This window comes from Deinococcus deserti VCD115 (genome assembly GCF_000020685.1).
GTDB classification, from domain to species: Bacteria; Deinococcota; Deinococci; order Deinococcales; family Deinococcaceae; genus Deinococcus; species Deinococcus deserti.
On the sequence record NC_012526.1, the window covers coordinates 66,484 to 91,785 of the forward strand.

Annotated in this window: 25 protein-coding genes; 13 read left to right on the forward strand and 12 right to left on the reverse strand. The window is 64.1% G+C overall.

Going from position 1 to position 25,302, the window contains the following annotated elements:
* Positions 1–10: 10 nt before the first annotated feature.
* Positions 11–1,063 carry a LacI family DNA-binding transcriptional regulator gene (locus tag DEIDE_RS00315; RefSeq protein WP_012691979.1) on the reverse strand — a complete coding sequence of 351 codons (1,053 nt, stop codon included), beginning with the start codon at positions 1,061–1,063 and terminating at the stop codon, positions 11–13.
* Between the two features lie 562 nt (positions 1,064–1,625).
* Positions 1,626–3,593: a transketolase gene (tkt, locus tag DEIDE_RS00320; protein WP_012691980.1), complete on the reverse strand. Its 1,968-nt coding sequence runs from the start codon at positions 3,591–3,593 to the stop codon at positions 1,626–1,628.
* Between the two features lie 377 nt (positions 3,594–3,970).
* On the opposite strand from tkt, the gene DEIDE_RS00325 reads away from it, so the two are divergent.
* On the forward strand, positions 3,971–4,897 hold the full coding sequence (locus DEIDE_RS00325; RefSeq protein WP_012691981.1) for a GNAT family N-acetyltransferase: 927 nt from the start codon (positions 3,971–3,973) through the stop codon (positions 4,895–4,897).
* A gap of 4 nt (positions 4,898–4,901) precedes the next feature.
* Here DEIDE_RS00325 and DEIDE_RS00330 read toward each other — a convergent pair whose 3' ends face one another.
* The 6 genes from DEIDE_RS00330 to DEIDE_RS00355 are packed head-to-tail and all read right to left on the reverse strand — an operon-like array spanning position 4,902 to position 9,500.
* A complete protein-coding gene (locus DEIDE_RS00330; protein WP_162485357.1) occupies positions 4,902–5,357 on the reverse strand; it encodes a hypothetical protein in 456 nt (151 codons plus the stop codon).
* 11 nt (positions 5,358–5,368) lie between these two features.
* Positions 5,369–6,547 (reverse strand): DUF1501 domain-containing protein, encoded by a 1,179-nt coding sequence (locus DEIDE_RS00335; RefSeq protein WP_012691983.1) that lies wholly within the window; start codon positions 6,545–6,547, stop codon positions 5,369–5,371.
* Between the two features lie 18 nt (positions 6,548–6,565).
* Positions 6,566–7,825 carry a DUF1800 domain-containing protein gene (locus DEIDE_RS00340; RefSeq protein WP_012691984.1) on the reverse strand — a complete coding sequence of 420 codons (1,260 nt, stop codon included), beginning with the start codon at positions 7,823–7,825 and terminating at the stop codon, positions 6,566–6,568.
* 42 nt (positions 7,826–7,867) lie between these two features.
* A complete protein-coding gene (locus DEIDE_RS00345; protein ID WP_012691985.1) occupies positions 7,868–8,644 on the reverse strand; it encodes a hypothetical protein in 777 nt (258 codons plus the stop codon).
* Complete coding sequence (locus DEIDE_RS00350) at positions 8,641–8,913, reverse strand: hypothetical protein (RefSeq protein ID WP_012691986.1); 273 nt, start codon at positions 8,911–8,913, stop codon at positions 8,641–8,643. Before DEIDE_RS00350 ends, DEIDE_RS00345 begins: the two co-directional genes overlap by 4 nt.
* Before the next feature lie 17 nt (positions 8,914–8,930).
* A complete protein-coding gene (locus DEIDE_RS00355) occupies positions 8,931–9,500 on the reverse strand; it encodes an RNA polymerase sigma factor (protein ID WP_415543367.1) in 570 nt (189 codons plus the stop codon).
* A gap of 64 nt (positions 9,501–9,564) precedes the next feature.
* Between DEIDE_RS00355 and DEIDE_RS00360 the strand changes: the two genes are divergently transcribed.
* The gene (locus DEIDE_RS00360; RefSeq protein WP_012691988.1) at positions 9,565–10,242 is read left to right on the forward strand and encodes a metal-dependent transcriptional regulator; all 678 of its coding nucleotides are present in this window, start codon (positions 9,565–9,567) and stop codon (positions 10,240–10,242) included.
* Between the two features lie 37 nt (positions 10,243–10,279).
* Here the strand turns inward: DEIDE_RS00360 and DEIDE_RS00365 are convergent, their stop codons facing one another.
* The 3 genes from DEIDE_RS00365 to DEIDE_RS00375 all read right to left on the reverse strand — a co-directional run bounded on the left by DEIDE_RS00365 (position 10,280) and on the right by DEIDE_RS00375 (position 11,797).
* Entirely contained in the window at positions 10,280–11,047 is a 768-nt protein-coding gene (locus DEIDE_RS00365) for a DsbA family oxidoreductase (RefSeq protein WP_049760420.1), read from the reverse strand.
* A gap of 79 nt (positions 11,048–11,126) precedes the next feature.
* Positions 11,127–11,525, reverse strand: a complete 399-nt coding sequence (locus tag DEIDE_RS00370) for an SH3 domain-containing protein (RefSeq protein WP_012691990.1) — start codon at positions 11,523–11,525, stop codon at positions 11,127–11,129.
* Positions 11,526–11,605: 80 nt separating this feature from the next.
* Entirely contained in the window at positions 11,606–11,797 is a 192-nt protein-coding gene (locus DEIDE_RS00375; RefSeq protein WP_041226957.1) for a hypothetical protein, read from the reverse strand.
* A 348-nt stretch (positions 11,798–12,145) separates the two neighbouring features.
* Here DEIDE_RS00375 and DEIDE_RS17850 point away from each other — a divergent pair, with 348 nt between their 5' ends.
* On the forward strand, positions 12,146–12,946 hold the full coding sequence (locus DEIDE_RS17850) for a hypothetical protein (protein WP_049760421.1): 801 nt from the start codon (positions 12,146–12,148) through the stop codon (positions 12,944–12,946).
* A gap of 301 nt (positions 12,947–13,247) precedes the next feature.
* Here the strand turns inward: DEIDE_RS17850 and carB are convergent, their stop codons facing one another.
* Entirely contained in the window at positions 13,248–16,337 is a 3,090-nt protein-coding gene (carB, locus tag DEIDE_RS00385; protein ID WP_012691993.1) for a carbamoyl-phosphate synthase large subunit, read from the reverse strand.
* Between the two features lie 515 nt (positions 16,338–16,852).
* On the opposite strand from carB, the gene DEIDE_RS00395 reads away from it, so the two are divergent.
* The 10 genes from DEIDE_RS00395 to DEIDE_RS00440 all read left to right on the forward strand — a co-directional run bounded on the left by DEIDE_RS00395 (position 16,853) and on the right by DEIDE_RS00440 (position 25,236).
* On the forward strand, positions 16,853–17,323 hold the full coding sequence (locus tag DEIDE_RS00395; RefSeq protein WP_012691994.1) for a hypothetical protein: 471 nt from the start codon (positions 16,853–16,855) through the stop codon (positions 17,321–17,323).
* A gap of 329 nt (positions 17,324–17,652) precedes the next feature.
* A complete protein-coding gene (locus DEIDE_RS00400) occupies positions 17,653–18,879 on the forward strand; it encodes an argininosuccinate synthase (protein ID WP_012691995.1) in 1,227 nt (408 codons plus the stop codon).
* A 1-nt stretch (position 18,880) separates the two neighbouring features.
* Positions 18,881–19,321 carry a DinB family protein gene (locus tag DEIDE_RS00405; RefSeq protein ID WP_012691996.1) on the forward strand — a complete coding sequence of 147 codons (441 nt, stop codon included), beginning with the start codon at positions 18,881–18,883 and terminating at the stop codon, positions 19,319–19,321.
* On the forward strand, positions 19,318–19,803 hold the full coding sequence (locus DEIDE_RS00410) for a GNAT family N-acetyltransferase (RefSeq protein WP_012691997.1): 486 nt from the start codon (positions 19,318–19,320) through the stop codon (positions 19,801–19,803). Before DEIDE_RS00405 ends, DEIDE_RS00410 begins: the two co-directional genes overlap by 4 nt.
* Positions 19,800–20,291 carry a GNAT family N-acetyltransferase gene (locus DEIDE_RS00415; protein ID WP_012691998.1) on the forward strand — a complete coding sequence of 164 codons (492 nt, stop codon included), beginning with the start codon at positions 19,800–19,802 and terminating at the stop codon, positions 20,289–20,291. Before DEIDE_RS00410 ends, DEIDE_RS00415 begins: the two co-directional genes overlap by 4 nt.
* Positions 20,292–20,343: 52 nt before the next feature.
* A complete protein-coding gene (gene argH / locus DEIDE_RS00420; protein WP_012691999.1) occupies positions 20,344–21,741 on the forward strand; it encodes an argininosuccinate lyase in 1,398 nt (465 codons plus the stop codon).
* A gap of 111 nt (positions 21,742–21,852) precedes the next feature.
* On the forward strand, positions 21,853–22,356 hold the full coding sequence (locus DEIDE_RS00425; protein ID WP_012692000.1) for a GNAT family N-acetyltransferase: 504 nt from the start codon (positions 21,853–21,855) through the stop codon (positions 22,354–22,356).
* Between the two features lie 108 nt (positions 22,357–22,464).
* Positions 22,465–22,920: a GNAT family N-acetyltransferase gene (locus tag DEIDE_RS00430; protein ID WP_012692001.1), complete on the forward strand. Its 456-nt coding sequence runs from the start codon at positions 22,465–22,467 to the stop codon at positions 22,918–22,920.
* Positions 22,921–22,963: 43 nt separating this feature from the next.
* Positions 22,964–23,494 carry an N-acetyltransferase gene (locus DEIDE_RS00435; protein ID WP_012692002.1) on the forward strand — a complete coding sequence of 177 codons (531 nt, stop codon included), beginning with the start codon at positions 22,964–22,966 and terminating at the stop codon, positions 23,492–23,494.
* Positions 23,495–23,589: 95 nt separating this feature from the next.
* Positions 23,590–25,236 (forward strand): hypothetical protein, encoded by a 1,647-nt coding sequence (locus tag DEIDE_RS00440; RefSeq protein WP_012692003.1) that lies wholly within the window; start codon positions 23,590–23,592, stop codon positions 25,234–25,236.
* Positions 25,237–25,302: the final 66 nt, after the last annotated feature.

The following is a 25,302-nucleotide window of genomic DNA, read 5'->3' on the forward strand; positions in this document are numbered from 1 at the left end:
AGGGATCAGGTCATAAGCGCTCTCCCGGGTACTGAGGATCAGGGGGCGGCAGACGCTGCCGGTCACGGTGGGTCGGGGCAGTGGACTCGCGGACGATCAGCTGCACCCGGAACTCGGGGGGGGTCAGAGGAGTACCGCCCAGGGCGGCCAGGATGGCTTCGGCAGCGGCCACGCCCATCTCGTAGGTGGGCTGGCGCATGGTGGTCAGGGGAGGGGTGGTAAAAGCGGAGCTCGACAGGTCGTCGAAACCGATCAGCGAGATGTCCTCGGGCACGCGGATGCCCCGGCGGTACAGGCCCAGCCGGGCGCCATAAGCCATCTGGTCGTTGGCAACCATCAGGGCGCTGAACAGGGCTCCTCGTGAGAACAGCGCTTCAACGGCCATCAGGCCCGAGGGCTCCAGAAAATCTCCCTCGACCAGCAGGTTGGGATCCTCGTCGACCTTCCAGTCGGCCAGGGCACGCCGGAAGCCTTCCAGACGGTCACGGGCGTCGCGGTGGCTGGCCGGACCGGCAATGTAGGCGATACGTCGGTGGCCCAGTTCCAGCAGGTGCCGGGCGCAGTCGTAGCTGCCCTGAAAGTTGTCGATGCGCAGGCACTGTGTCTCCAGACCCTGTACGCCGCGCCCCACTGCAATCAGTGGCAGCTGGGCAGCCAGCGTACTGAGCCGCTCATCGGGGGTGTGGCCGCCCAGCACGATCAGGCCGTCAAGGGGCCGGCCCATCAACCCGTGCAGCGCGCTGGCCTCTTCCTCGACCCGCCAGTGTCCGCTGGCAAAAATTGCGGAGTACCCGCTGCCTTCCAGGCCCTGCTCGATCCCGCGCAGGACTTCACCGTAAAAGGGGCTGGAAGTGTCCTGGGTCAGCACTCCGATCAACATTGAGCGTCCGCTGGCCAGGCTGCGGGCAATCGCGTTGGGCCGGTAGCCCAGGGCATCGGCGGCCTTCATCACGGCCGCGTGCTTGTCGGCACGAACCTTCGTTGTTCCGCTGAATACACGTGATGCGGTGCTGACAGACACTCCGGCTGCCTGCGCAACATCTTCCAGGGTAATGGTCGCCATGAACCTATCCTTTCGCAGCATCAGCCTGCGATGTCCATACATGATTTTGAAGTAAGGCGAGTGTAGTCACTTTTGAAAGCGCTGTCAAGAAGAAGTTGACAGGGCTGGATGTAGCGGTCAGATGCTGCGAGCGAGAGCTGGCTTTTGGCTCGCAGAAAAGGGGAATTTATGCGTTGCAGGCAGCAAATTTGGGCGGCGGTATTGTTTTGCAAAGTGCGGGGATGTCTGAAGCCCTCTGGATGCCGTTTTCAGTTTCTGAAAACGGTTTCATATTTGGGCCAGGGGTAGCCTGTCTGGCTGACGATTGATTCGGAAACCAGGCATTTTTGATGCGGGAGATTGGTTTTCGGTTGTGGGGCTTCTGGATGTGCCAAGCACGTTTTTTAGCCTTCTGGCTGTGCTTTATCTTCTGGAAAGACGCTGACTCGCCTGCCTCGGACGTTAGCGGGCGCGCTGCTTGTAGAAGGGTGGTGTCCTCAGTGTTCAGAACTTCAGCAGACCGGGCATGACAGCAAGCGCCCGCCTCCTGATCCGGGAGGCGGGCGCCTGGAGAGGGCAGTGGTTACAGCACGCTCTTGACGACCTTCACCACATTCGGCACGCTGAAACCGAACTTCTCGAACAGCACCTTGGCCGGCGCGGAGGCCCCGAAGGTGTCCATGCCGATGACCGGGCCGCCCTGGGTCCATTCGTACCAGGGCGACTTGCTGGCGGCCTCGATGGCCACGCGCTTGACGCCAGGAGTCAGCACGCTGTCGCGGTAGCTGGCATCCTGCGCGCGGAAGACTTCCATGCATGGCATGCTGACCACGCGGGCGCCGATACCTTCAGCGGCCAATGCCTCGGCAGCGTCGAGCGCCAGGCTGACTTCACTGCCCGAGGCGATCAGAATGACCTGCGCGGCTGCGCCTTCGGGATCACGCAGCACGTAGGCGCCTTTTTTCACGCCAGCGTGGTTTCGGGGCAGAATCGGCAGGTCCTGGCGTGACAGGGCGATGGCGGTGGGGCCCTTGTCGTACTCCAGGGCCATCTGCCACGCGGCGGCCGTTTCGTTGGCGTCGGCCGGGCGGATCACGTGCGCGCCAGGCACGCTGCGCAGCATGGCCAACTGTTCAATCGGCTGGTGGGTGGGGCCGTCCTCGCCCAGGCCGATGGAGTCGTGAGTCAGCACGTACGTCACCGGCTGCATCTGAATGGCGCTCAGACGGAAAGCAGGCTTGAGGTAGTCCGCGAACACCAGGAAGGTGCCCACCAGCGGCCGGATGGCGCCGTACAGGCTCAGGCCGTTGCCGGCGGCAGCCATGCCGAACTCGCGCACGCCGAACAGCACGTTGCGTCCGCCCATCTGGCCGGCTTGCATCTCGCCGCCGTCCTTGATGGTGGTCTTGGTGCTTCCTGACAGGTCGGCGCTGCCGCCCATCAGCCCCGGCACGACCTTGGCCAGCGCGTTGATGACCTCGCCGCTGGCGTTGCGGGTGGCGACCGCCTTGCCGCCGACCTCGTAACTGGGCAGCACGTCGGCGAGGTTGGCTGGCAGCTCACGGTTGAGCATGGCGTCCACTTCACGGCCCAGGTCGGGGTAGGCAGCGCGGTAGCCCTCCAGCAGCGCGTTCCACTCGGCTTCGTACTTCGCGCCGCGCTCGGTGGCGTCCATGTGGGCGCGCACCTCATCCGGCACGGTGAAGGCAGGGTAATCCCAGCCGAGGGCCTGCTTGGTCTGCGCCACGCCCTCCTCGCCCAGCGGCTCGCCGTGGGCCTTGCTGGTGCCGGCGCGCGGGCTGCCGAATCCGATCACTGTGCGCACCTGAATCAGGCTGGGCTGCGCAGTGTTGGCCTTGGCTGCTGTAATCGCCTGACGAATCTGGTCCAGGTCGTTGCCGTCCTCGACGCGCAGCACTTCCCAGCCGTAGGACCGGAAGCGGGCAGCGGTGTCCTCGGACTCAGCCTTTTCGGTGGGGGTATCCAGCTGAATCTGGTTGTCGTCATGCAGCCAGATCAGTTTCCCCAGGCGCAGATGCCCGGCCAGTGCAGCGGCTTCGTGGTTGATGCCTTCCTGGAGGTCGCCATCACCCAGGATGGAGTACACGTGGTTGTCGAAAATGGGAAATTCAGGACGGTTGTAGCGCTCGGCAAGGTGCGCTTCGGCCATAGCCAGGCCAACGGTCATGGCCGCGCCCTGGCCCAGCGGCCCGGTGGTGGCGTCCAGACCTGGGGTGTGGAAGAACTCCGGATGGCCGGGGGTCTTGCTGCCCCACTGGCGGAAGTTCTTCAGGTCCTCCATCGGCATGTCGTAGCCGGTCAGGTGCAAAAGACTGTAGATGAGCATGCTGGCATGTCCCGCCGACAGCACGAAGCGGTCGCGCCCGGCCCACTGGGACTGCTTCGGGTTGAAGCGCAGGAACTCCTGCCACACCACGTAGGCCATCGGGGCCATGCCCAGCGGCGCGCCAGGGTGGCCACTGTTGGCGGCCTGTACGGCATCGATAGACAGCGTGCGGATGGTGTTGATGCTCAGCTGCTCAGTTGACATAAGCAGCAGTCTACCGGGCAGCCCCCGACTGGCGGGAAGGCACTCTACGCAACGCTGCGGGCACCCTCCGAAGCAAACGCCCCCACCACAGGGGTAGGGGCGCGGTCTGGTCTGAAGTTGGGGCTGCAACGAGTCCCTCCGGGCTGGGGAACAAGCACACCGATGGCGCTTCCATTCCGGTGAGAACAGAATACGCCCCCCGCATAATCCCGTCAATAGGTTACGTGAATGAATTGTGAGTATAAGCTGGGTTGAATAGAAGGTGGTGCCGTTGGGAACGATAGCAAGTGGATCTGAATGAGCGTATATACACTTGTAAGCCATTGTGCCTAGAGTCAGAAGTCGCGCTTTGTGGAGTGCTGCCGCAGCATGACGTTATGCCTGTTGTTCACGACCACTCGGTACCCGGCCCATTGACGCTACGACCCTTCCAGGATGCTGACGCGGGCGTAGTGGCCCGGCTGGTCACCGAAGGCGTGCGGGGACACTGGACCTATACCGAAGCGCAGTTCCGGGAGTCCCGGCACCCGGCACGCAGGCGGCTGGTGGCTGTCAGGGGAGACCAGATCGTCGCCACAGCCCATCTGTATCCCTTCGGGCCGGATACCCCGGACGCCCTGCGGCTGGACGTGGCCGGAGACCGGGCGGCCCTGACCCCGCTGTACCTCAGGCTGCTGGCCGAGCAGCCAGCTGGATTTTCGCGCCTGCTGGGCGTGACGCGTGAGGATTTCAGCGAGCAGATGGAACTGTTTGGGGCGGCAGGTTTCCGCAATGTTTGGCAGTCGTGGGGCGCACACCTTCAGCTGAGCAGCTTTGATTTCGAGAAGTTCCGGCCCCTGGAAGAACGCCTCTTTCTGCAGGGCTATGAGGCCGAGGAGCTTGACCCTGAGGCTCCAGACAGTGACTGGGACACGCTGGCGGCCCTGTACGCCCAGGGGGTGGCGGACGCCCCGCGCAATCCGACCACTCAGGCGCAGACATTGTCCACAAGGGAGCTGCGTGATCTTATCCGCCGGGAGGAGCAGGCTTTTGTGGTGCGTCTGCGCGGCGAAATCGTGGCGCTGACCCGCCTGACACCTCGTGGACGGGAGGTGGACAGTGAGATGACGGCGACCCATCCGTCCCACCGGGCACGCGGTCTGGCCACCCTGGTCAAGGCCCTCGCCCTGCAGTGGGCCCTGGAGCAGGGTTTTCACACCGCTGGAACCGGTGGAACGGTTCTGAACCTGCCCATGCTGCGGGTCAATACCCGGCTTGGTTATCAGGTCGAGCGCATGTGGGTCACCTGGGAACGCCAGCTGTGACAGGCTATTTTTTTGTTTCAGTTGCGTACTGGGCGATGCCTCCAGCCTTTTCATAGGCGGCGCGCAGTTCCTTCTCAGCGGTCCTGGGGTGGCTTTCCCTTTCTCCAGGCAGCGTGCGCGCAAACACTTCCAGGACGTCGCTGTAGCCGTCGCCGTCCGCATCTCCCTCTGAAGCCAGCAGGGTATGCAGCACCACCGGGAACTTCGTGTGTTTCCCGGCCTGTGCGTCGGCCCGGAAAGAAGCCCGGATGGCTTCACCGAACGGATTCCAGGGTGCACCGCCTGTGGCCTTGACGTGACAGTAGGTGCAGGGCACGACCCGGCGGTCCAGAGCCCACAGCGGGTTGTCGCGGTCATACCGGAACTGCTGGGCAGCCTGCTTGCGGTAGGTGGGCAGGGCCAGGGCGGCGGGAACGCTCAGAAGGGTCAGGACAGTCAGCGCTGTGCCCAGGAGTCTCACGTGGTCCACCTTCACGCCAGCCACTGCGGTCCTGGAAAGTTTCCGCCCAGGATGGCGCGGGCGTCCAGATCCAGCCAGCGGGTCAGGGCCCCTTCGTAGACCCCACGGAAGTCCTGCTTGTAGCGGATATCGCCGTCGCTGAGGTTTTCCAGGTCCGGACTGTCGCCGTGAATGCCGCCGCGCACACTCTTGCCCAGGGCGAACATCACGCTGCCTTTGCCGTGGTCGGTCCCGGCACTGTCGTTTTCCGCAACCCGGCGCCCGAACTCGGAAAAGCCCATCACGATGACCCCATCGGCCAGGCCCTGCCGTTCCAGGTCGGCCTGGAAGGCGCTTAATCCGCCGGCCAGAATTCCCAGCAGCTCGTCCTGATCCGCGCGCTGACCGGCGTGAGTGTCGAAGCCGCCCAGGGAGACATACAGCACGCGTTGGCCCACACCAGCGGCGATCAGGCGAGCTGCGTCACGCAGCTGACTTGCAAACCGGCCCTCGGGGTATGTGGCACCGGCCTTGTATTTCTGGACATTCTGCTGCACGCGGGCAGTGTTGGCCATCATCTGGCGGGTGGCGCGCGACAGATACTCGGCTTCACCACGGCGTGGCGTATTCAGCATGCTCTCGAAGGCACCCTCCAGGCCCTGCGGCAGCTTGACCTGAAAGCCGTCCACGGTTTCGATGCTGGGCAGGCTGAACTCGCTGGCCCGCAAGGCCTGCGGGGTGGTGCCGCCTACGTTGCTGGCGCAGAAGGGATCTCCGATCTTCTCGGCCAAGCGGCCAATCCAGCCGTCTCCCTGAGCCTGCGTGGGATCGGCGGTGTGCCAGATGGCCATGCTGGCAAAGTGGCTGCGGTTGGGGTTGGGGTACCCCACGTTTTCCATCCAGGCGAACTGCCCGGCGTCCCACAGCGGCATGAGAGGTTTCAGGGCCGGGTGCATGCCCAGGTCGGGCGTAAGAGTCAGGACGTCCTTTTTCGGAATGGCGATCGTCGGGCGCGCGGCGTAGTAGGCGCCGTTGCTGTAGGGAATCAGGGTATTCAGGCCGTCGTTGCCGCCGGTAAGCTGAATCACCACCAGGGTTTTGGTGCCGTTGCCCTGCGCCTGGGCCGCGGCGCGTGCCAGAAAGCCGGGCATGCCGCTGGTGGCGGCCACAGCCAGCGCGGAGTACTTCAGAAAGTCACGTCGTGTCGTCATGGCTGCGTTCCTCCGCGCTCAGGCGAGCTGAAATTCCGGACTGATCAGGGTCAGGTAGGTGCGCTGGCGGTCATTCAGGCGTTCGGTGCCGGGCAGCGGCGTTTCGCGGCCCAGCAGCGCCAGCGGTGTGGGCGCCGTTTCCAGCTTCGGGGCATTGCCGCTCAGCGTCAGGCTGGCCGCCACCTGCATGCGGGTCAGCAGGGCGGTGTCGTTGATCCATTCCCGTCCTCCGTCCCAGCCCTTGACCGTGTCGGGCTGCAGCAGAAACTGGCCCATCTTGCCGGCGGTCTGCGCCAGATTCAGAAGCTGTTTGGGTTCCAGGGGTGGCTGTCCCAGCGTCCGCAGCGCGCCGACGATGAAGGCGACCGGACCACGGATGATGCTCGCGCGCTGAGTATAGAAGTGGTCACTGGCAAGCAGCTCCTCCAGCACGGCGCGGACGTTGCCGTGCGTTCTTCGGAAGGTCTCGGCGCTGGCCGCCACGGCCGCCGGGTCCGGCTCGTCGGCGATAAAGGCACGGTGCAGCTTGCGGGCGACAAAAGCGGCGGTCGCGGGATGAGTCGCGGCGATCCGGACGACGTCCTCGCCCCTCAGGTTCCCGCTCTGACCCAGGTACGTCTTGCGGCCTCCGTCGTGCTCTCTGGAAATGAAGAAATATTCCGAGGCCTCCAGAAACTTCTGATTGCCGCGCCCGCCCCTGAAGGTCCAGCCGGTCAGGGCGCGGGCGCCTTCCTGTACGTCCTTCTCGGTATAAGGGCCGATGCCGGTGGTGAATAGTTCCAGCAGTTCGCGGCTGAAGTTCTCGTTCGGCCTGCCCTTGCGGTTCTGGTCCGCGTCGAGGTAACGCAGCATCGCAGGGGACTGCGCCACTTCCAGGGTGAACCGGGCGAAATCGGTGGTGGCCGCGTGGCGGCGCAGCAGGGCCAGGTACTCCGCAAGCACCGGCACGTTGCGTACCTTGTCGGTGCCGACCACAAAATGGTTGCTCCAGGTCAGCGTCAGCAACTCGCGAAGGGGGTGAGGACCGTACAGCAGTTCGTACAGCCAGGCTGCCCGCGTGAGTTGAACCCCGGCGAAGGGTGTGGCGGCCTGTGCAGGGTCAAAGGGATTGCCGGAGGCACGGTCCTGACCGAAGTTCAGGTGATGGCGGGCGACCGCGCGGGCGTCCTTGCCGGCCAGGGCGCGGATCTGCGCGTCGGTCGCGCCGAACGCCGTGCGCCGCAGAAAGTGCGCGGCGTCCTCGGCGCTGAGGGGGCGGGTGTAGGGAGTAAGGGACATGCGGACTCCTGCAAGGGGAAATGAAGGTCAATTGAGACGGGTCTACGGATTGGAGTCAGCGGGAGTCACAAAAGTTCCCAGGGTCTCCGGATTCACCTGCTGTACCCTCGAGAGCGCTTCGTGCAGCGCACTTTGCGGCAGGGTACCCACCAGCCACAGCCACTGGACGCCGACCTTCCGGGAGGCGACGCCCGGAGCCACCTGCACGCCGCGCGGCGCAGCCACCAGGGCCAGCACGTTCAGGCCGTCCGAAAGCGTTACGGTCCAGCGCAGGTCCTGACGCTGAACGTCCACTGGCACGAATCCCGGAGGCAGACGCAGCCCCGGCAGGGCCCGCATCAGTGCACCGCGCAGACCGGCAGGCAGGGCCGGTACCGGGCGGGTGACTTTTGCCGGGGTAGGATTGACCTTCGTAAAGGACGCCCGCCGCGCCAGGGTGCCGTCAGCCAGCCGTTCCTCGAAGGCCAGGGGCACATTCCAGGCACTGTCGACCCATAGGGTCCAGTGCCCTGCCGTGGCGTTATGTGGGGTCAGGTCGTAGCGCGTGACGGCGCGGTCCGCCACGCTCTCCGGCACCGCGCGGCTGACCGTGAAGTTCCGTGCTATCAGTGCGGGGCGGAACGGCACGGCTGGCAACTGCGCCGCACGCCGCGCCGGACTGGCCTGCGGCGGGAAGTTCACGGTGACTTCCACATGTCCGCGTGCTGCCAGGGCACGGGCGCGCTTCAGCGCCAGAAGCAGATTGTCCATGCTGGTTGCCGCCGCCGGGCTGCCTGTCAGGATCAGGGCAGCGCTGACCAGCCATGACACGCGCCTCACCAGTCTTCTCCCAGCGCATCCTGGTAGGCCGCGTACGCGGCGCTGCTGGGCAGTTCGGGGGCCGCTGGCCTCAGCACGCTCACGCCAGTCACGACCGCTGCTGCCAAGGCCAGCAGGGCTGAAAACCAGCCGGTGTGCCGGCGCCGGGCCTGAGTCTGACGGGCGCGGTGGCCGGTCAGGAAACGCTCGGCCGCGCCGCTGTCCTGTGCGCTCAGGGCGCGGGCCTGGGCAAACAGGCGGTCGAGTTCGGAATCAGGGGAGAGGCTCATCCGTGGATCTGCTCCTTTCATGGCGTGATGCCGGCGCGGGTCAGCCACGCACGCAGGGCAGCGCGGCCCCGGTTGATACGGCTCTTGACGGTGCCCAGTTCGGTACCGGTCACGGCGGCAATCTCGGCGTAGTCCAGACCGGCTATCTCGCGCAGGGTGAGAGCTTCACGCTGCTCGGCGCTCAGGCTCTGCAGGCCGGCGGCCAGACGTGCGCGCAGCTGCGCCTGCTCGCTGGCGCGGACCGGATCGTGCGGCGCGGCCAGCTCAGGGCCGTCGTCCAGGGCCAGGGTGGCCCGGGTGCGCAGGGCCCGGGCACAGGCGTTCAGGGTGATGCGGTGCAGCCAGGTACTGAAACTGGCCTCGCCACGGAAGCCCTTCAGATTCTGGTGAACCGAGATAAACACCTCCTGAACCACATCGTCGGCGGCACCCGGTCCCACCGTGCTGGCCGCCAGCCGGTGAACCGACGCGGCGTGCCGCCTCACCAGTTCCTCAAAGGCGCGTTCATCACGCACGGCAAGGCGGACCAGATCGGCGTCGGCCAGGCTGGTCCGGGCCAGGGGAAAAAGGGCATCACTCAAGGTCACCTCATACCTTAGAGGTGACACACCCTTTAAAAGTTCCATCTCTGTCTCCCATTAGACTGAGGGCATGACGGCGCGCGCCCTGTCCCCCTCTGCCGAGGATTACCTCAAGCACCTGTATGTCCTCGGGCAAGGCAGCCACCTTCAGGGCGGTAAGGTCAGCACCCAGGCCCTGGCCGACGTGCTGGAGGTTGCGCCCGCCAGCGTCACCGGCATGCTGCGCAAGCTGACCGAGCAGGGCCTCGTCTCCCATGCACCGTACCAGGGGGCCCGCCTGACTGCTGAAGGTGAGAGGGTTGCCCTGGAGGTGCTGCGCCATCACCGGCTGCTGGAACTGTTTCTGCACCGGGCGCTGGGGGTACCGCTTGACGAGGTTCACGATGAAGCCGAGCGTCTGGAGCACGCACTGAGCGAAAAGCTCGAGGCCCGGATTGCCGCGTGGCTGGGCGATCCCACCCATGATCCGCACGGTGATCCGATTCCTACTCTGGGCGGTGAACTGCCCGAGCGGGCCGAGCGCCGGCTCTCACAGCTGGCAGTCGGCGACCGCGCGGTGGTGGCCCGTGTGCCGGACGGCGACGCCGATCAACTGCGTGCTCTGGTGGCTGTGGACCTGACTCCCGGCGCCGTCCTGGAAGTTCTGAGTGTAGACGTCGCTCTGGGCACACTGACAGCTGAGGTCAGAGGCCATACCCTGACCCTGGCGCTGGCCGTGGCTGCGCAGGTACAGGTGCACGCTCCCTGAGGTGATCCTCAGGGAGCGTCAGTAAGTTCTCTACCTGTCAGGAGCGGTCAGGCACGGCGCAATTGCCGTCCTCGCAACCGTCACCAGCTTCACCCAGCAGGGTCAGAGGTGCGGGGTTCGTCTCCTGCCACACCTGATTCAGCGCACCCAGCAGCACACTCGCGTCCTGCGCGCCGCTGACGCCATATTTGCCGCCCAGCACAAAGAACGGCACGCCGTTGATGCCCAGAGCGTGGGCCTGTGCTTCATCCTGACGCACAGCCTGAGCATAGGTGCCGGCTTCCAGAGCGGTGCGCACTTCAGCGGCGTCCAGTCCGACCTCCTGGCCCAGGCGCACCAGGGTCTCGATCTCGCCGATATGCTCGCCCTGGGTCAGGTAGGCCAGCAGCAGGCGTTCTTTCATCTGGTCCTGAAGCCCATGCTCACTGGCCAGATGAATCAGCTGGTGGGCCAGGAAGGTGTTGGTCATGCGGGTGCGCTCAAAATGGTATTCCAGGCCGTCGGTGGCGGCCACGCGGGTCATGTTGTCCATCATGCCCTGGGCGTCTTCGATGCTGCGGCCATACTTGCGCGCCAGATGCTCGGGCATACTCAGCGGCTGCTCCACGGGCGCAGAGGGATCAAGCTCGAAGCTGTGCCAGACCACCTGCACAGCGTCCCGCTGAGGAAAGCGCTCCAGGGCAGCTTCCAGACGCCGCTTGCCGATATGGCACCACGGACAGGCGATATCCGACCAGATGTCCACCCGCAGCTGAGCCGGAGCTGTGGGAGCAAACAGGGAAGCTGGAGAGGCATGAGTCGTCATGCCCCTACTCTGCCATGCTTTACAAAACAAAGCAGGAGGCAGGCCACAATAGGCGCCTCCTGTCCTGAACAGGTGGGTCTCAGCGTTCGCTGCTGTCGCAGGCCAGACCGTTGCGGTTGGTATCCAGAGCGCTGCGGTACCCCGGATGCCCAAGCCGTAAAGGGGCCACTCCTGCTGCACGCGCCGCAGCACATGAGGCATAGAAACGCACACCTTCGCCACTCAGCGGGGCACTGCGTGTCACTGGGCGCAGCAGCGTGCGGGCAATGTAGCCGCCTCGTCCCTGGTAAGTCGTCCGGCACCACTCACCACGGCACGCAACCGTCAGAAGGGTATTGGCCGGCACGACACCGATGACCGCACCGCTCATGGCCGGAAGGCGGCGCAGATTGACTGTCGTCGTCGTTATAGACGTTGCCGCTTCCGCTGCTCCGGTCAGAGCAGCAGCAAGCACCAGCCCTCTCAGTACGGTCCTCATACGATCAGGATGTCACGCCTCTATGAAAAGCAACTTCATGTTGTTTTCGAAAGAGGATCGTCAGCAGGGGTTGGGTGTTCCTAATTTTCTGTGGGGCCGGAACGAGGACCGTTGTCATTTTCTTCCGTGGTTTCAGTTCCTGTGTGCTGGTTGCCGGGTGTGCCCGTACTGCCTGCGCCGCCAGCGCTGGTTTTACCGGTTGCCTGTTCCTGCTCCTGGCGCTCGGCGTAGGCTTCCTGCATCTGCTCGGCTTCATTGCCTTTATCGGTCATGCGCCGAGCGTAAGCGCCGGACACATGGGGGAGGTGTGGGGGCCGTCAAGTCCGTCTTCATGCGGCTGAAAACGAAGCCGACTCTCCCGGACGGCTTCAGGCGAGGTCCGACCGCCGTGGCCCGCTCCGCATTTCTGTGTCAGGAGCGGTCATTCTCTCTGCAGCTGCATTACTGCTGCTCAAAAAAGAGCCGGGGCATGACATGCAGTGATGTGAGTCTGTGACCAAGACATGCTGGGCGGAGTAGCCAAATCTTCACATAGAAGACACCTACGCTGACCCTGAAAGGGCGGGAGCTACTGGACCGCTCAATTCAGTGAAAGGCATTTATCCTTGGGAGGTCAACTTATGACGACTCTGGTACGCCGCGCACTGCTGACAACCACACTGCTCCTCAGCCTCGGAATGGCGGGAGCCCAGACAGGGCAGACAAGCACATCTGCCCTGCCTGCACAGACCACGCTTACACTGCGCTCCGGAGAACTGACACTTCCATACCTGGAAGGCGCCACGCCAGTCCGAAGCGTCAGGACCTTTACCGGTGTCGGTGTGGTCTACCGGGGTTCTGTCGCCGACGCTCTGCAGCGGTATACCCAGGCACTGGTCACAGGAGGATTCACAGCCGTAGACCGCTCAGCACCTGCTGAAACGGAAGCCGGCAACGCGGAGGGAACCGGCGATACCACGGAGACGACTGAAACGACCGGAACCACGGACGCGGCCACCGGGACCACCGGAACAGCTGGGGGTGGAACGGCCGGAGGCACTGGGACAGCCGGCAGCGGAGCGACAGGGACAGCAGGAGCTACAGCCACTGGAACGACTGGCACCACAGCCACCGGAACGACGGGCGCAGCAGGTACAGCCGCCACAGGAACCACCGGAGCCACGGGCAGTACAACCGGAGCGGCTGGAACTGGTACCACGGGAGCGGCGGATACGACCGGAACTGCTGGCACGACAGGCAATGCTGGAACCTCCGCTACCGGGACAACAATGACCCGGCCTGAGGTCGGCAACGGTGGACCGGTTCAGACTTTCGAGCGCAACGGTGAACGTGTCCAACTCCGTGTCTATGAAAGCATGGGACATACGGTGGTCCTGATTTCCCGCATCAGTGTTCCGGGGGCGACCACCCCGGGTAGCTAAAGGGCGCAGGGGCAAGGGCGGATTGCCAGGGGTGATCCGCCCCTCCTTCTGGCAGCTGAGACGGACTGCTGAATGATCCGTTACGACTCCTCCGCTCCGCTTTGGCGCCTTCACTCCTCTCCGTCACGGTTTTCTTCCTGTTGGGTAAATCAGTTATGAAGGAACTGATTCAATGAAATCCACAGGACTTCGTTGACCTTATCCAGATACACCGCGGTCATCTGAAACAAGGAGGAAAGCAGGAGAAACGCGTTCCATCTCGCGTTTCTCCTGCTTTTGAGTACTTCAGCTGGTGGGGGCCTCAGCCAGCTACAGCTTCCTGCGTCTGCCAGTCCTGCAGGCTCCGGACGCGCAACTCCGATCCCTGGGCGGCGGCAATGGCCTTGCTGGTCCACACAGCTGCTTCGCGCGTACTGACGATGGGCACACCCCGTTCCAGAGCGGTGCGGAGCAGCGGAGAGCCGGTCACGTCGATCAGCAGGTCCGGCAGGGTGTTGCCGTCCTGTTCCCGGATCACGTTCAGACCTGCGCCCTGGAGCGTGCTGGCCACCTCGTCCAGACCGTCACCCAGCAGCAGCGCGGTCCCGCTGAGTGGCAGATAGCTCTTGGCTCCCAGTTGCGCCCGGTAAAAGGCCAGGTAGGGGTCGGCGTCGATCCCCATGCTTTCGCCGGTGCTCTTCATCTCCGGGCCAAGAATCGGGCTGACCCCTTTGAACTTCAGGAAGGGCAGGTGCACTTCCTTCACGCTATACATGGCCGCCTCGGGGGTTTCGGTCAGGCCGATCTGTTCCAGGGTATGCCCCACGGCGATTCGCGCTGCGCTCTTGGCCAGGGGATGGTTCACGGCCTTGGACACGAACGGCACCGTGCGGCTGGCGCGCGGGTTGGCCTCCAGGATGTATGCCGTGCCGTCCTTGACTGCCCACTGCACGTTCATCAGGCCACGCACGCCCAGTTCCAGCGCCAGGCGTTCGGTATCGGCCTTCACACGTGCGAGAAGCTCGGCACTCAGGTTGACCGGGGGAAGCACACAGGCGCTGTCGCCGCTGTGGACCCCGGCAGCCTCCACGTGTTCCATGATGCCGGCCACCACGGCGCGTTCTCCGTCGCACAGGGTATCCACGTCCAGCTCCAGCGCGCCTTCCAGGAACTGGTCGAGCAGAATGCTGGGCTGGCCTTCCACGGCGGCGTAGACCTCGTCCAGATAGGTGACCAGCTCTTCCATGCTGCGCACCGTGCGCATGGCCCGTCCGCCCAGCACGTAGCTGGGCCGGGCCATCAGGGGAAAGCCCAGCTCAGCGGCCAGCTGGCGGGCCTGCTCCGGCGTCTCGGCGACCTTACCCCTGGGCTGTGAGAGGCCAAGCCGCTCGCACAGGGCGTTGAAGCTGGCGCGGTCCTCGGCTTCGTGGATCGTTTCGGGACTGGTTCCGATGATCGGTGCGCCTGCGTCAGCCAGCTTTTTGGCCAGTTTCAGAGGTGTCTGTCCGCCGAGCTGCACGATCACGCCTACAGGCTTTTCGTGGTCGACGATGTTCATGACGTCTTCAAAGGTCAGCGGCTCGAAGTACAGGCGGTCGGCGGTGTCGTAGTCGGTGCTGACCGTCTCAGGATTCGAGTTGACCATGATGGTCTCGTATCCGGCTTCCTGCAGTGCCCAGACGGCGTGTACGGTGGCGTAGTCAAATTCCACGCCCTGGCCGATGCGGTTGGGCCCTGAACCCAGGATGACCACTTTGGGCTTGTCGGTGCCGGTGACCTCGTCCTCCCACTCGTAGGTGGAGTAGTGGTAAGGGGTATAGGCCTCGAACTCGGCGGCGCAGGTATCGACCGTCTTGTAGACCGGCGTGGCCCTGGCGGCCTTCCGCAGCTGACGCACCTGCAGTTCGCTGAGGCCGACAATCTCCCCGATGCGGGCGTCACTGAAGCCCAGGCGTTTGACCTCGCGCCAGTATTCGTATTTCCACTCGCTGATGGGGCCGAGCTCCAGCAGCTCATGCTCAGCGTCGATGATCTCCTTGATCTGCTCCAGGAACCAGCGGTCAATCTTCGTGGCATCGAACAGGGCGTCTATGCTCTCGCCGCGGCGCAGCAGCTCGATGACTGCTTCAATCCGGCGGGGATTGGGGTAAAGCAGGGCGCGCAGCCCGGCCTCGTCCATCTCGGCATACACGCCCCGGATATCACTTTCCGTGGAGCGCAGCGCTTTTTGCAGCGATTCCTTGAAGGTGCGGCCAATGGCCATCACTTCGCCCACACTGCGCATCTGGGTGCCCAGGTGGTCGGATGTCCCGGGGAATTTCTCGAAGGCAAAGCGTGGGATCTTGGTCACCACGTAATCGATGCTGGGCTCGAAGGACGCCGGCGTGACGCGGGTGATGTCGTTGGGCAGCTCGTCCAGGTGGTAACCCACCGCCAGCAGCGCGGCGATCTTGGCAATCGGAAAGCCGGTGGCCTTGCTGGCCAGAGCGCTGCTGCGGCTCACGCGCGGGTTCATCTCGATGACGATCACGCGACCGTTGTCAGGATTCACCGCGAACTGGATGTTGCTGCCGCCAGTGGCCACGCCAATCTCACGGATGATCGCCAGCGACTGGTTGCGCAGGCGCTGGTATTCCACGTCACTCAGCGTCTGCGCAGGCGCGACCGTGATGCTGTCTCCGGTGTGCACGCCCATGGGGTCGAAGTTTTCGATGCTGGTGATGATGATCACCGTATCCGCGGTGTCGCGCATCACTTCCAGCTCGTACTCCTTCCAGCCCAGGATGCTTTCCTCGAGCAGCACGCTGGTCACCGGACTGTCGCGCAGGCCACCCTCAGTGATAGCCAGGAACTCCTCATAGGTGTGCGCGATGCCGCCACCAGTGCCACCCAGCGTGAAGGACGGCCGGATCACGATGGGCAGGCCGATCTCCTTCTGGTATTCCACAGCTTCTTCCATGGAGTGAACCATCTTGCCGCGCGCGGTTTCGACACCGATTTTCTTCATGGCGGCCTGGAAGAGCTCGCGGTCCTCACCCTTCTTGATGGCTTCCACGCCTGCACCAATCAGTTCGACACCGTATTTCTCCAGGGTGCCGCGCTCGTGCAGTTCCATGGCCAGGTTCAGAGCAGTCTGGCCGCCCAGGGTAGGAAGGATCGCGTCGGGCTTCTCAAGCGCGATGATCTTCTCCACAAACTCAGGAGTCAGCGGTTCCAGGTAGGTCGCGTCGGCCAGGTCGGGGTCGGTCATGATGGTCGCCGGGTTGCTGTTCACCAGCACCACTCGGTACCCCTCACCGCGTAGAGCCTTCAGGGCTTGCGTGCCGGAATAGTCGAACTCGGCTGCCTGCCCAATCTGGATAGGGCCGCTGCCGAGAATCAGGATGGTCTGGAGGTCAGTACGCTTAGGCATTCCAGACGCTGAGTATGCCACGGATGGGTGAGAAGTGTCGCAGGTGGTTGTATGGTTATGCAATTGGTAGGTGCTGAGCGCTCCAGGGATGGGAAAACGGCACCGGATATCTGATGTCTGGCGCTGTTGCTCAGGTTGTGCCTGTCATGGTTCCCTCCGGTCTGCTCGGTGCCTGGACTTACAGTGCAGTGATTCACCTGACACGTGACTTCCGTACCTTCGCGCTCCACCCGGCTGCATTGGATCAGTGGGCGGTTCAGGCACTGCACCCCAGCTCCAGTTTCCAGAAGGGGTCTGTGCTTTGTAGTGACTGTGTGCTGACTCTGCGTGCCAGGGACGGAAGGGGCCTGTACTACGGAACTTATGGCTCTTATGCACTCTAAGAGCTGATTCCAACAGGACTCTTCCGAAACTCTCATAATACGCTTAGAAATGAGAGAAATACAAAGCAGCATCATGCATTTTGTAAAGAAAACACTTTGTTTCGGCTCTTCTCGCGTGGCTATGCTCAGCGTATGAAGAAGGTACTTCTTGGCCTGATGGCCCTTACTGCCGCCTCACCTGCCCTTGCTGCCGGCTACGTCGGTGGATCTGTCGGGTCAGGTGCCAGCCTGCATTATCAGCAGGACCTGACCACCAACTCCGCGATGCGCTACAGCCTGAACCTGGAGTCCACGGGCTTCAATTTCAATACGCTGACGGTGGGCGGCAGCGTGGATTACCTGGCAGATATCCCCAGCACCAGCACTCTGGGCGGCCTGACCCCCTACTACGGCCTCGGACTTGGGATCGGTGTTGCTGTCGGCAACACCACGGGCGTCATGGTGTACCCCCACGGCAACCTCGGCCTGCGCTATCAGGTGTCTGCTCCTCTGAGCATCTTTGGTGAAGGCAACGTTGGTCCCTCTATTGTGGTCAGTAGTGCTGGAACTGGAATTGGTTTCGGCTTTGGGGCCAAGATCGGTCTGAACTACCGTATTCAGTAACGTCTGAATGTCAGAAGGTGAATCTGGGTTTCCAGGTTCACCTTTTCGTGTGGCTTCTCCTGGAGTGCATACCAGGGGCAACCTATGACCCACCCTTATTTCTTATGAGTTGGTTGCGAAGGGCTACAGGCCTCCATTCCCTTGACCCCCTGCATTTCGACTGCTACCTTGCTGTGTATAGCTATGCGTAATTTACGCATAACCATTCAGAAATGCAGACCCTGACCCCCCGACGCTGAATTTGCCCTGCCTTCCGGAATCTGGACAGGCTGAGCAAGTCGCGCCGGGCGTGTTGCGCTGCCTTCATACAAACGCGGGAGAATCCAGATATGGCAAAAGACAAAATCGTACTGGCATACAGCGGCGGGCTCGACACCAGCATCATCCTCAAGTGGCTGCAGACCGAGCGTAACTACGACGTGGTCTGCTTCACGGCGGATCTGGGTCAGGGCGACGAGGTCGAAGAAGCCCGCGTCAAGGCCCTGAATACCGGAGCCGTCGCTGCCTACGCTCTGGACCTGCGCGAGGAATTCGTGCGGGACTACGTGTTTCCTATGTTCCGCTCCAGCGCCCTGTACGAGGGGTACTACCTGCTGGGCACCTCGATTGCCCGGCCCCTGATTGCCAAGAAGATGGTCGAAATTGCCCAGAAGGAAGGGGCCGTGGCCGTGTCGCACGGCGCGACGGGGAAGGGCAACGACCAGGTGCGCTTCGAGATGACCGCGTACGCTTTGCAGCCCGACATCGTCACGGTTGCCCCCTGGCGTGACTGGGAGTTCCAGGGACGCGCGGACCTGGAGGCCTTTGCCCACGAGCACGGGATTCCGGTTCCCACCACCAAGAAAGACCCCTGGAGCACCGACGCCAACATGCTGCACATCTCTTACGAGGGCGGCATTCTGGAAGACCCCTGGGCCGAGCCGCCCGCACACATGTTCAAGCTGACGGTGGCTCCTGAGGAGGCGCCCGACGAAGCCGAGTATGTGGAAATTGAGTTCCTGAACGGTGACGCCGTGGCCATCAACGGTGAAACGCTGTCGCCCGCTGCGCTGCTGGACCGGGCCAACGAGATCGGTGGCCGTCACGGCGTCGGCCGGGTGGATCTGGTCGAGAACCGCTTCGTGGGCATGAAGTCGCGTGGGGTCTACGAGACGCCCGGCGGCACCTTGCTGTACCACGCCCGCCGCGCCGTAGAAAGCCTGACCCTGGACCGCGAGGTGCTGCATCAGCGTGACGCCCTGGGCCCCAAGTATGCCGAGCTGGTCTACAACGGTTTCTGGTTTGCTCCCGAGCGCGAGGCCCTGCAGGTCTACATGGATCACGTGGCCAAGGCCGTAACCGGTACCGCGCGCCTGAAGCTGTACAAGGGCAACTGCATCGTGGCGGGCCGCAAGGCCGAGCGCAGCCTGTACGACAAGGATCTGGTGAGCTTCGAGGCTGGTGGGGATTACAACCAGCACGACGCCGGAGCCTTTATCAAGCTCAATGCGCTGCGCATGCGCGTTCAGGCGCGGGTGGAGGCCAAAGCCGGACAGAAGGACAAGGCCGGGGACTGACATGACGAATCTGGCAGAGGTCGTCGCAAAGCAGCTGCCGTTCCTGCGGTCCATAACCGAGGAACAGGCTGAGCGCAGGCCTGCTCCAGACGTCTGGTGCGCCAAAGAAATCCTGGGGCATCTGATCGACAGTGGTGTCAACAACCACGCCCGCTTTGTCCGGGCCAGCCGGGAGGAGGGGCTCGACCTGCCCGGCTACGATCAGAACGCCTGGGTCGAGGCGGGAACCTACAGCGGGCGGCCCTGGGCGGATGTGCTTGAGCTGTGGGCCGGGTACCAGCAGCACCTCGCTCAGGTCATGGCCTCACTGCCGGTCAGCAGCCTGGACCACACCCTGCGCGTCGGTGGGGGAGAGCCGGTCACCCTGCGCTTCCTGACCCAGGAGTACGTCACTCATCAGGTGCATCATCTGGCACAGATCCGGGAGCGCACCGGAGTATGAGCCTGCCCGGGAAGTACATGCTGCGGCCCGCCACGGCAGCCGACGCCGACATCATCGCCGCGCACCGTGGCCAGATGTTTGTCGATATGAACGAGCTGACGTCCCAGGGTGCCGAAGAGCAGCTGGACCTGTGGGCAGGCTGGCTGCGCTCGGCTCTCCCACAGGGGGAGTACACCGGAATTCTGGCCGTCTATGAGGCGCAGGTGGTCGGCGGCGTGGGCATGATGGTTCATCCCAAAATACCCAGCGTGCGGGACCCGGCTCTTTTCTCGGCCTATGTCATGAACATGTACGTGGCTCCGCCGCACCGGCGCCGCGGGCTGGCTGAAGCATTGATGCGGGAAATGCTAGAGGTGATCCGCTCCAAGGGCATGAACAGCGTCAAGCTTCATGCGGCGCCCATGGGCCGCGCCATCTACGAGCGCCTGGGCTTTGCCGAGTCCAGCAACCCGGAACTGCGGCTGTCGCTGGGGCAGCCATGAGCGGGCCCGTCACCATCCGTCCGGTCGAGCAGGCTGATCTGCCCGGTTTTCACGCCGTGATGATGGCCGCCGGCATGGATCCCCGCAGCAGCTGGAACCGCACCACACTGACTGACCTGGAACGTTCGTTGTTCGGGGCGGACTCAGGCGGCTTTATCGCTGAGCTTGAGAATGCCGGGGTGGTGGGTTGCGTCGGCTACCGCCCGGACGGCACGCAGACCCTGACCCTGAACAAGCTGGCCACCCGGCCTGAGGTCCGGGGGCAGGGTCTGGGGGCCCGGCTCGTTCAGGCGGTAGAGAGTCACGCTTCCCGCGCCGGGTATGCCCGGGTGCTGCTGGCCGTCTCGCAGTTCAACCAGGACGTGATTCCCTTTTACATCCGCCTGGGCTACGCCCGGTCCGAGGAACCCTACGCCCACGCCAATCCGGCCAGCCCGGCCCCGGTGGTGTTTGTCAAAAACCTCGGCACGCCAGCCCGGGCCTCATGACATGGAACACGAATTCCGCCTTTCCCAGGCGGAGAGTCTGCTGGAGATACATATGACACCTTCAACACAAGACAAGAAACTCTGGGGCGGGCGGTTTGCCGAAGCCACCGACGGCCTGGTGGAACTGTTCAACGCCTCGGTGGGTTTTGACCAGCGCCTCGCTGAGCAGGACATCCGCGGCTCGCTGGCCCACGTGGCCATGCTGGGGCAGGTCGGCATCCTGACCAGCGAGGAAGTCACGCAGATCAGTGACGGCCTCGGCGCCGTGCTGGCAGACATCCGGGCCGGCACCTTCGAGTGGCGCCTGGACCGCGAGGACGTTCACATGAACGTGGAAGCCGCCCTGCGCGACCGCATCGGGCCGGTGGCGGGCAAGCTGCACACTGCCCGCAGCCGCAACGATCAGGTGGCAGTGGACTTCCGCCTGTTCACCAAGGAAGCGGCGCTGGACCTCGCAGACAAAACCCGGGCCCTGCGCGCGGTCATGCTGGCCGAAGCGGAGAAGCACCTGGCGGCTGAGGTCATTCTGCCCGGGTACACCCACCTGCAGGTGGCGCAGCCGATTCTGCTCGCGCACTGGTTCATGGCTTACGTGGCCATGCTGGAGCGCGACGAGGGCCGATTCCGTGACGCAGCGGAACGCATGGACGAGTCGCCGCTGGGCAGTTCTGCCCTGGCCGGCACGCCGTGGCCGATCGACCGCCATGCCACCGCCACGGCGCTGGGTTTTGCCCGCCCCACAGCCAACTCTCTGGACGGCGTCGGCAGCCGGGACTTTGCACTGGAATTCCTGTCTGCGTGCGCCATTCTCTCGGCGCACCTGTCGCGCCTGTCCGAAGAGCTGATCGTGTACTCCACCTTCGAGTTCGGCTTCCTGACGCTGCCGGATTCACACACCACCGGCAGCTCGATCATGCCCCAGAAGAAAAACCCCGACGTTTCGGAACTGGCCCGCGCCAAGGCCGGCCGGGTCTTCGGCAACCTGATGGGCCTGCTGACCGTGGTCAAGGGCACTCCGCTGGCCTACAACAAGGACCTGCAGGAGGACAAGGAAGGAGTCTTTGATTCCTACGACACCCTCAGCATCGTGCTGCGCCTGTATACCGAGATGCTGCCCCGGACCGTGTGGCACGCGGAAGTGACCCGGGCGGCGGCGGCACGTGGGTACAGCACCGCGACCGACGTGGCCGACTTCCTGGCGCGCCAGGGCGTTCCGTTCCGCGAGGCCCATGAGGTGGTCGGCGGGCTCGTCGGACTGGCCAGCCGTTCGGGGCGGCAGCTGTGGGACCTGACCGATTCTGAACTGCGCGCGGCTCACCCCCTGCTGGGTGCGGAAGTGGCGCAGGCCCTGACGGTCGAACAGAGCGTCCGCGCCCGCCAGAGTTTCGGCGGTACGGCGCCCGCACGTGTCAGCGAGGCCATTGCCCAGGCCCGCGAGGCGCTGGGCTGAGATGAGCGCCCAGGTCTGGAGTCCCGGCACGCGGAGGCGACGACGCTGACCGTTCCTGTCTCCGCTTCCCTTTGCCCTTTCCCGGCCTTTGCCCTCCTCCGAGGTATTCCCATGACCCAGACCCCTGTTTCCCTGAACTCCATGCACATCAGCCTGCGGCAGGCCGCGCCGGCCGATTTCCCTGTCATTCTCGACCTGCTGGGCCGCTGCGGGCTTCACACCGGCAGCGCCACCCTGGAGGGCAGTACCTACTGGATTGCCCAGCTTGACGGCGTCCCGGGCGGCTGTATCGGGCTGGAGCACGGCGAGGGCGTATCGCTGATCCGCTCCACGGCCGTGGTTCCCGAAGCCCGCTCGCAGGGACTGGGCCGGGCACTGGTGCTCTCGGCCCTGACGCAGGCCAGCCTGCGGGGCGATCACACCGTGTACCTGTTCAGCTCCGAGGCCGGGGACTACTGGAAGCGCTTCGGCTTCGAGCCGTCCACCGTACAGGCCGTGGGCGAGGCGTTGCCCGGCGCCTCGCAGGTGCGCAGCGGCTTTGACAGAGGCTGGATTCATGACGAGCAGGTCTGGCAGCGTTCGCTGAACCAGGCGGGTGGGGAGACCGGAACATGACCATGACGGGCTGCGCACGCGTGCGCTATTGTGCCGGGAACCAACATTCAACCGTGCCAGACCCGCTTCTGGGCCTGTGCGGCGTGATCACATCCGGAGGGCTCTTTCATGACCGATTCCAATGTTCAGATTCGTCTCGCCACCCCCAACGACAAGGACACCGTCTGCCGTGTGTTCCGCGAAGCCGGCCTGGATACCGACGCGGCGCTGGCCGACGGCACCACCTACTGGGTGATGGAACGCGGCGGCCAGCCGGTGGGCAGCATCGGTCTGGAGCACGGCGACGGGGTTTCACTGCTGCGTGGAGCGGCAGTGCTGCCCGAAACGCGCGGCGGTGGGCTGGGACGGCGTCTGGTCATGAGTGCCCTGGAGTATGCGCAGGCACGTGGCGACCGCGCCATCTACATGTTCAGCAAGGGCGGCGACTGGAGCTCGTTCGGCTTTCAGCAGGTGCCGCTGGCCGTCGTGATGGGCGACATCCCGGACGCGCCGCAGGTGCAGGCCTACAAAGCCCGGGGGGAGCGGCCCGGCGGCACCACCTGGATGCGCAAGCTGAGTCAGTAAAGCTGACCGCAGCCCACTGCTGCCAGAGGCTGGGAGGTCCGGCATGACCTTCCTGGCCCTGGATTCGATTGCCATTCCTGACGTTCATCCGCAGGCGCCGCTGAGTATGCGCAAGGCGCGGCTTTCGGATATTGACGCCATTCATGAGCTGATCGGCTACTGGGCGGCGCGCGGGCTGATGCTGGTGCGTGCCCGGGGGCTGCTGGCCGAGACCATCCGGGACTTTCACCTCGTGCTGGCCGAGCCGCATGAAGGTCAGCCCGGCGGTCTGGTTGGGGTGTGTGGCCTGCACATGCTGGCTCCGGATCTGGCCGAGGTGCGTGGCCTGGCCATTCATCCTGCTATGCAGGGCCGGGGGCTGGGACGCGAGCTGGTGGCCGCGTGCGAGCGGGAGGCACGTGAGATTGCGCTGCCGGCACTGTTTGCCTGGACCTATCAGCAGGTGTTCTTCGAGAAGTGCGGTTTCCACCGCATCGACAAGACGAACCTGCATCCCAAGGTCTGGAGCGAGTGCCAGCGCTGCGCTTTCTTTGAGAACTGTAACGAGATCGCCATGTTCAAGGCTCTGGAGTGACACCGCCCGGTCTTGGGAAAGGTTTCGCGGCCACCAGGCCGGACTTTGCGCAGTTGCGGTCCGGGCAGGCGTCCTGGCCTCCTAAGATCAATGTCATGAAAGTTGCAATTGGCCTGACTCTGACCGCAGCTCTGACCCTGACCTCTGCCCAGGCGGCGTCCCTGGCTGATCATCTGCCAGCGGGCGCGCTGCTCACACTGGAAACCCGCAACGCCGGATCAGCTCTGGACCGCCTGAGTGGTCTTATTGCAGGAGTACTGGAAGATTCCGGCATGGACGAGGAGGTTCCCTCAGAGATGGTTGAGGGCATTGGCGCCATGCTGAAGGACTCGGTGGGACGTGAGGGACTCGTGGGTGTCTTCACAGTGGGCCGCTCTGGGGGCCGCTTCAGCCCCGAGGTCCTGGCAGTGGCACGAGTAGGGGCCCTGTCACGGGACATGGCCGCAGAGCTGGTGCCGCAGGGGAAGGGTGCGCGCGTGGGCAACTACACCTTCGGCCGCTCGGATGACATGTTCATCGGCCAGAGTGGAGGCCTGATCTATGCTTCCAGCAACAAGGCCCTGTTGATGAGCTACCTGGGGCGGCTGAGCGGCAAGGCAGGTCCTCGCCTGAACGCGGCCAGCACCTACGCCACTCCCACCCGGGCCATAGGCGCGCAGGAAATCAGCCTGTATGCCAACCTCTCTGCAGTGGCCAAGGTCGTGCGCGGCGAATTTGCCCGTATGGGAGTGCCGCGCCTGCTCTCGCCGCTGGTCGATGGCCTGGACACCCTGGGCCAGTACGCGGGTGGACTGCGCACCACCGCAAGCGGGCTGACCACCACGAGTGCCCATGTCGTCAACCCCCAGGGCAAAGATCAGCCGCTATCACGCATGCTGTCCCACACGACGGATTTTACGGTGCAGGAGATTTTGCCAGCCGACGTGGAAGCCGTACAGGCCAGAGCCTGCCACCCCGAAAGCGGCGCGTACCTGGGCCGCTGGCTGACCCGGCTGGATCTGTTCGAGCCGTTCGGCTTCCTGACGGACAGCCAGCTGGCCAGCCATCTGGAGCGCTCGGGGCGGTACCTGGGAGACGAGTGCGCCCAGGTCACACTGGCCGGGGGCCTGAAAGCCAGCCTGAACAGTCAGGATCCGGTGGACAGTCTGCGGCACGTCGTGACGTACCAGCGCGTGAAGGATCAGGCGGCTGCCCAGGCTCACCTGCCGGAGTACGCCCGCAGTCTCAACGACGCGGTCAGCGGGCTCAGAAAGACCATCTTCAAGACCCTGACTGGCCTGAAGAACGCTGACCTGCCCGGCTCAATGGGCCGTGTTGGTGCGACTGGGATAGCTGCCGGCATGGGTGCGGCCAAGGAATTCGACGCATTGCTCGGCGACCTGAAAATGGTCTACGGCTTCCGCGACGGGTATCTGATTACTGCCTGGACGGAAGAGGCCCTCAGGGCTGCGCTGGCTCCAGCCGAAACCACCCTGGCCAGCAGCGAGGCCTTCCGTGGCGAGGGGCTGAACCTCAAGAACGCGGGCGGCTGGACCTACCAGCCTGACCTGGCGGACCTGAACAGCGAAGACCTGCTCAGCGCCCTGCCCGAAGACCTCCGGGATGAGGAGCTGGACGACATTTTTGGCCCCATGGCCGAAACCGGCGCTGGCCTTATTAACCGCTTTAACGGCATGACCTCACAGAGCAGCGTGCAGGGGAATGTCATCATCGGCAAGACGAACGTGCGGTACGACTGGTAAGGTCTTGGTCGGCCCGCGTAATCGGCAAGCCATGAAACGCGTCCTGTGAGGCGCGAATGGAGGACA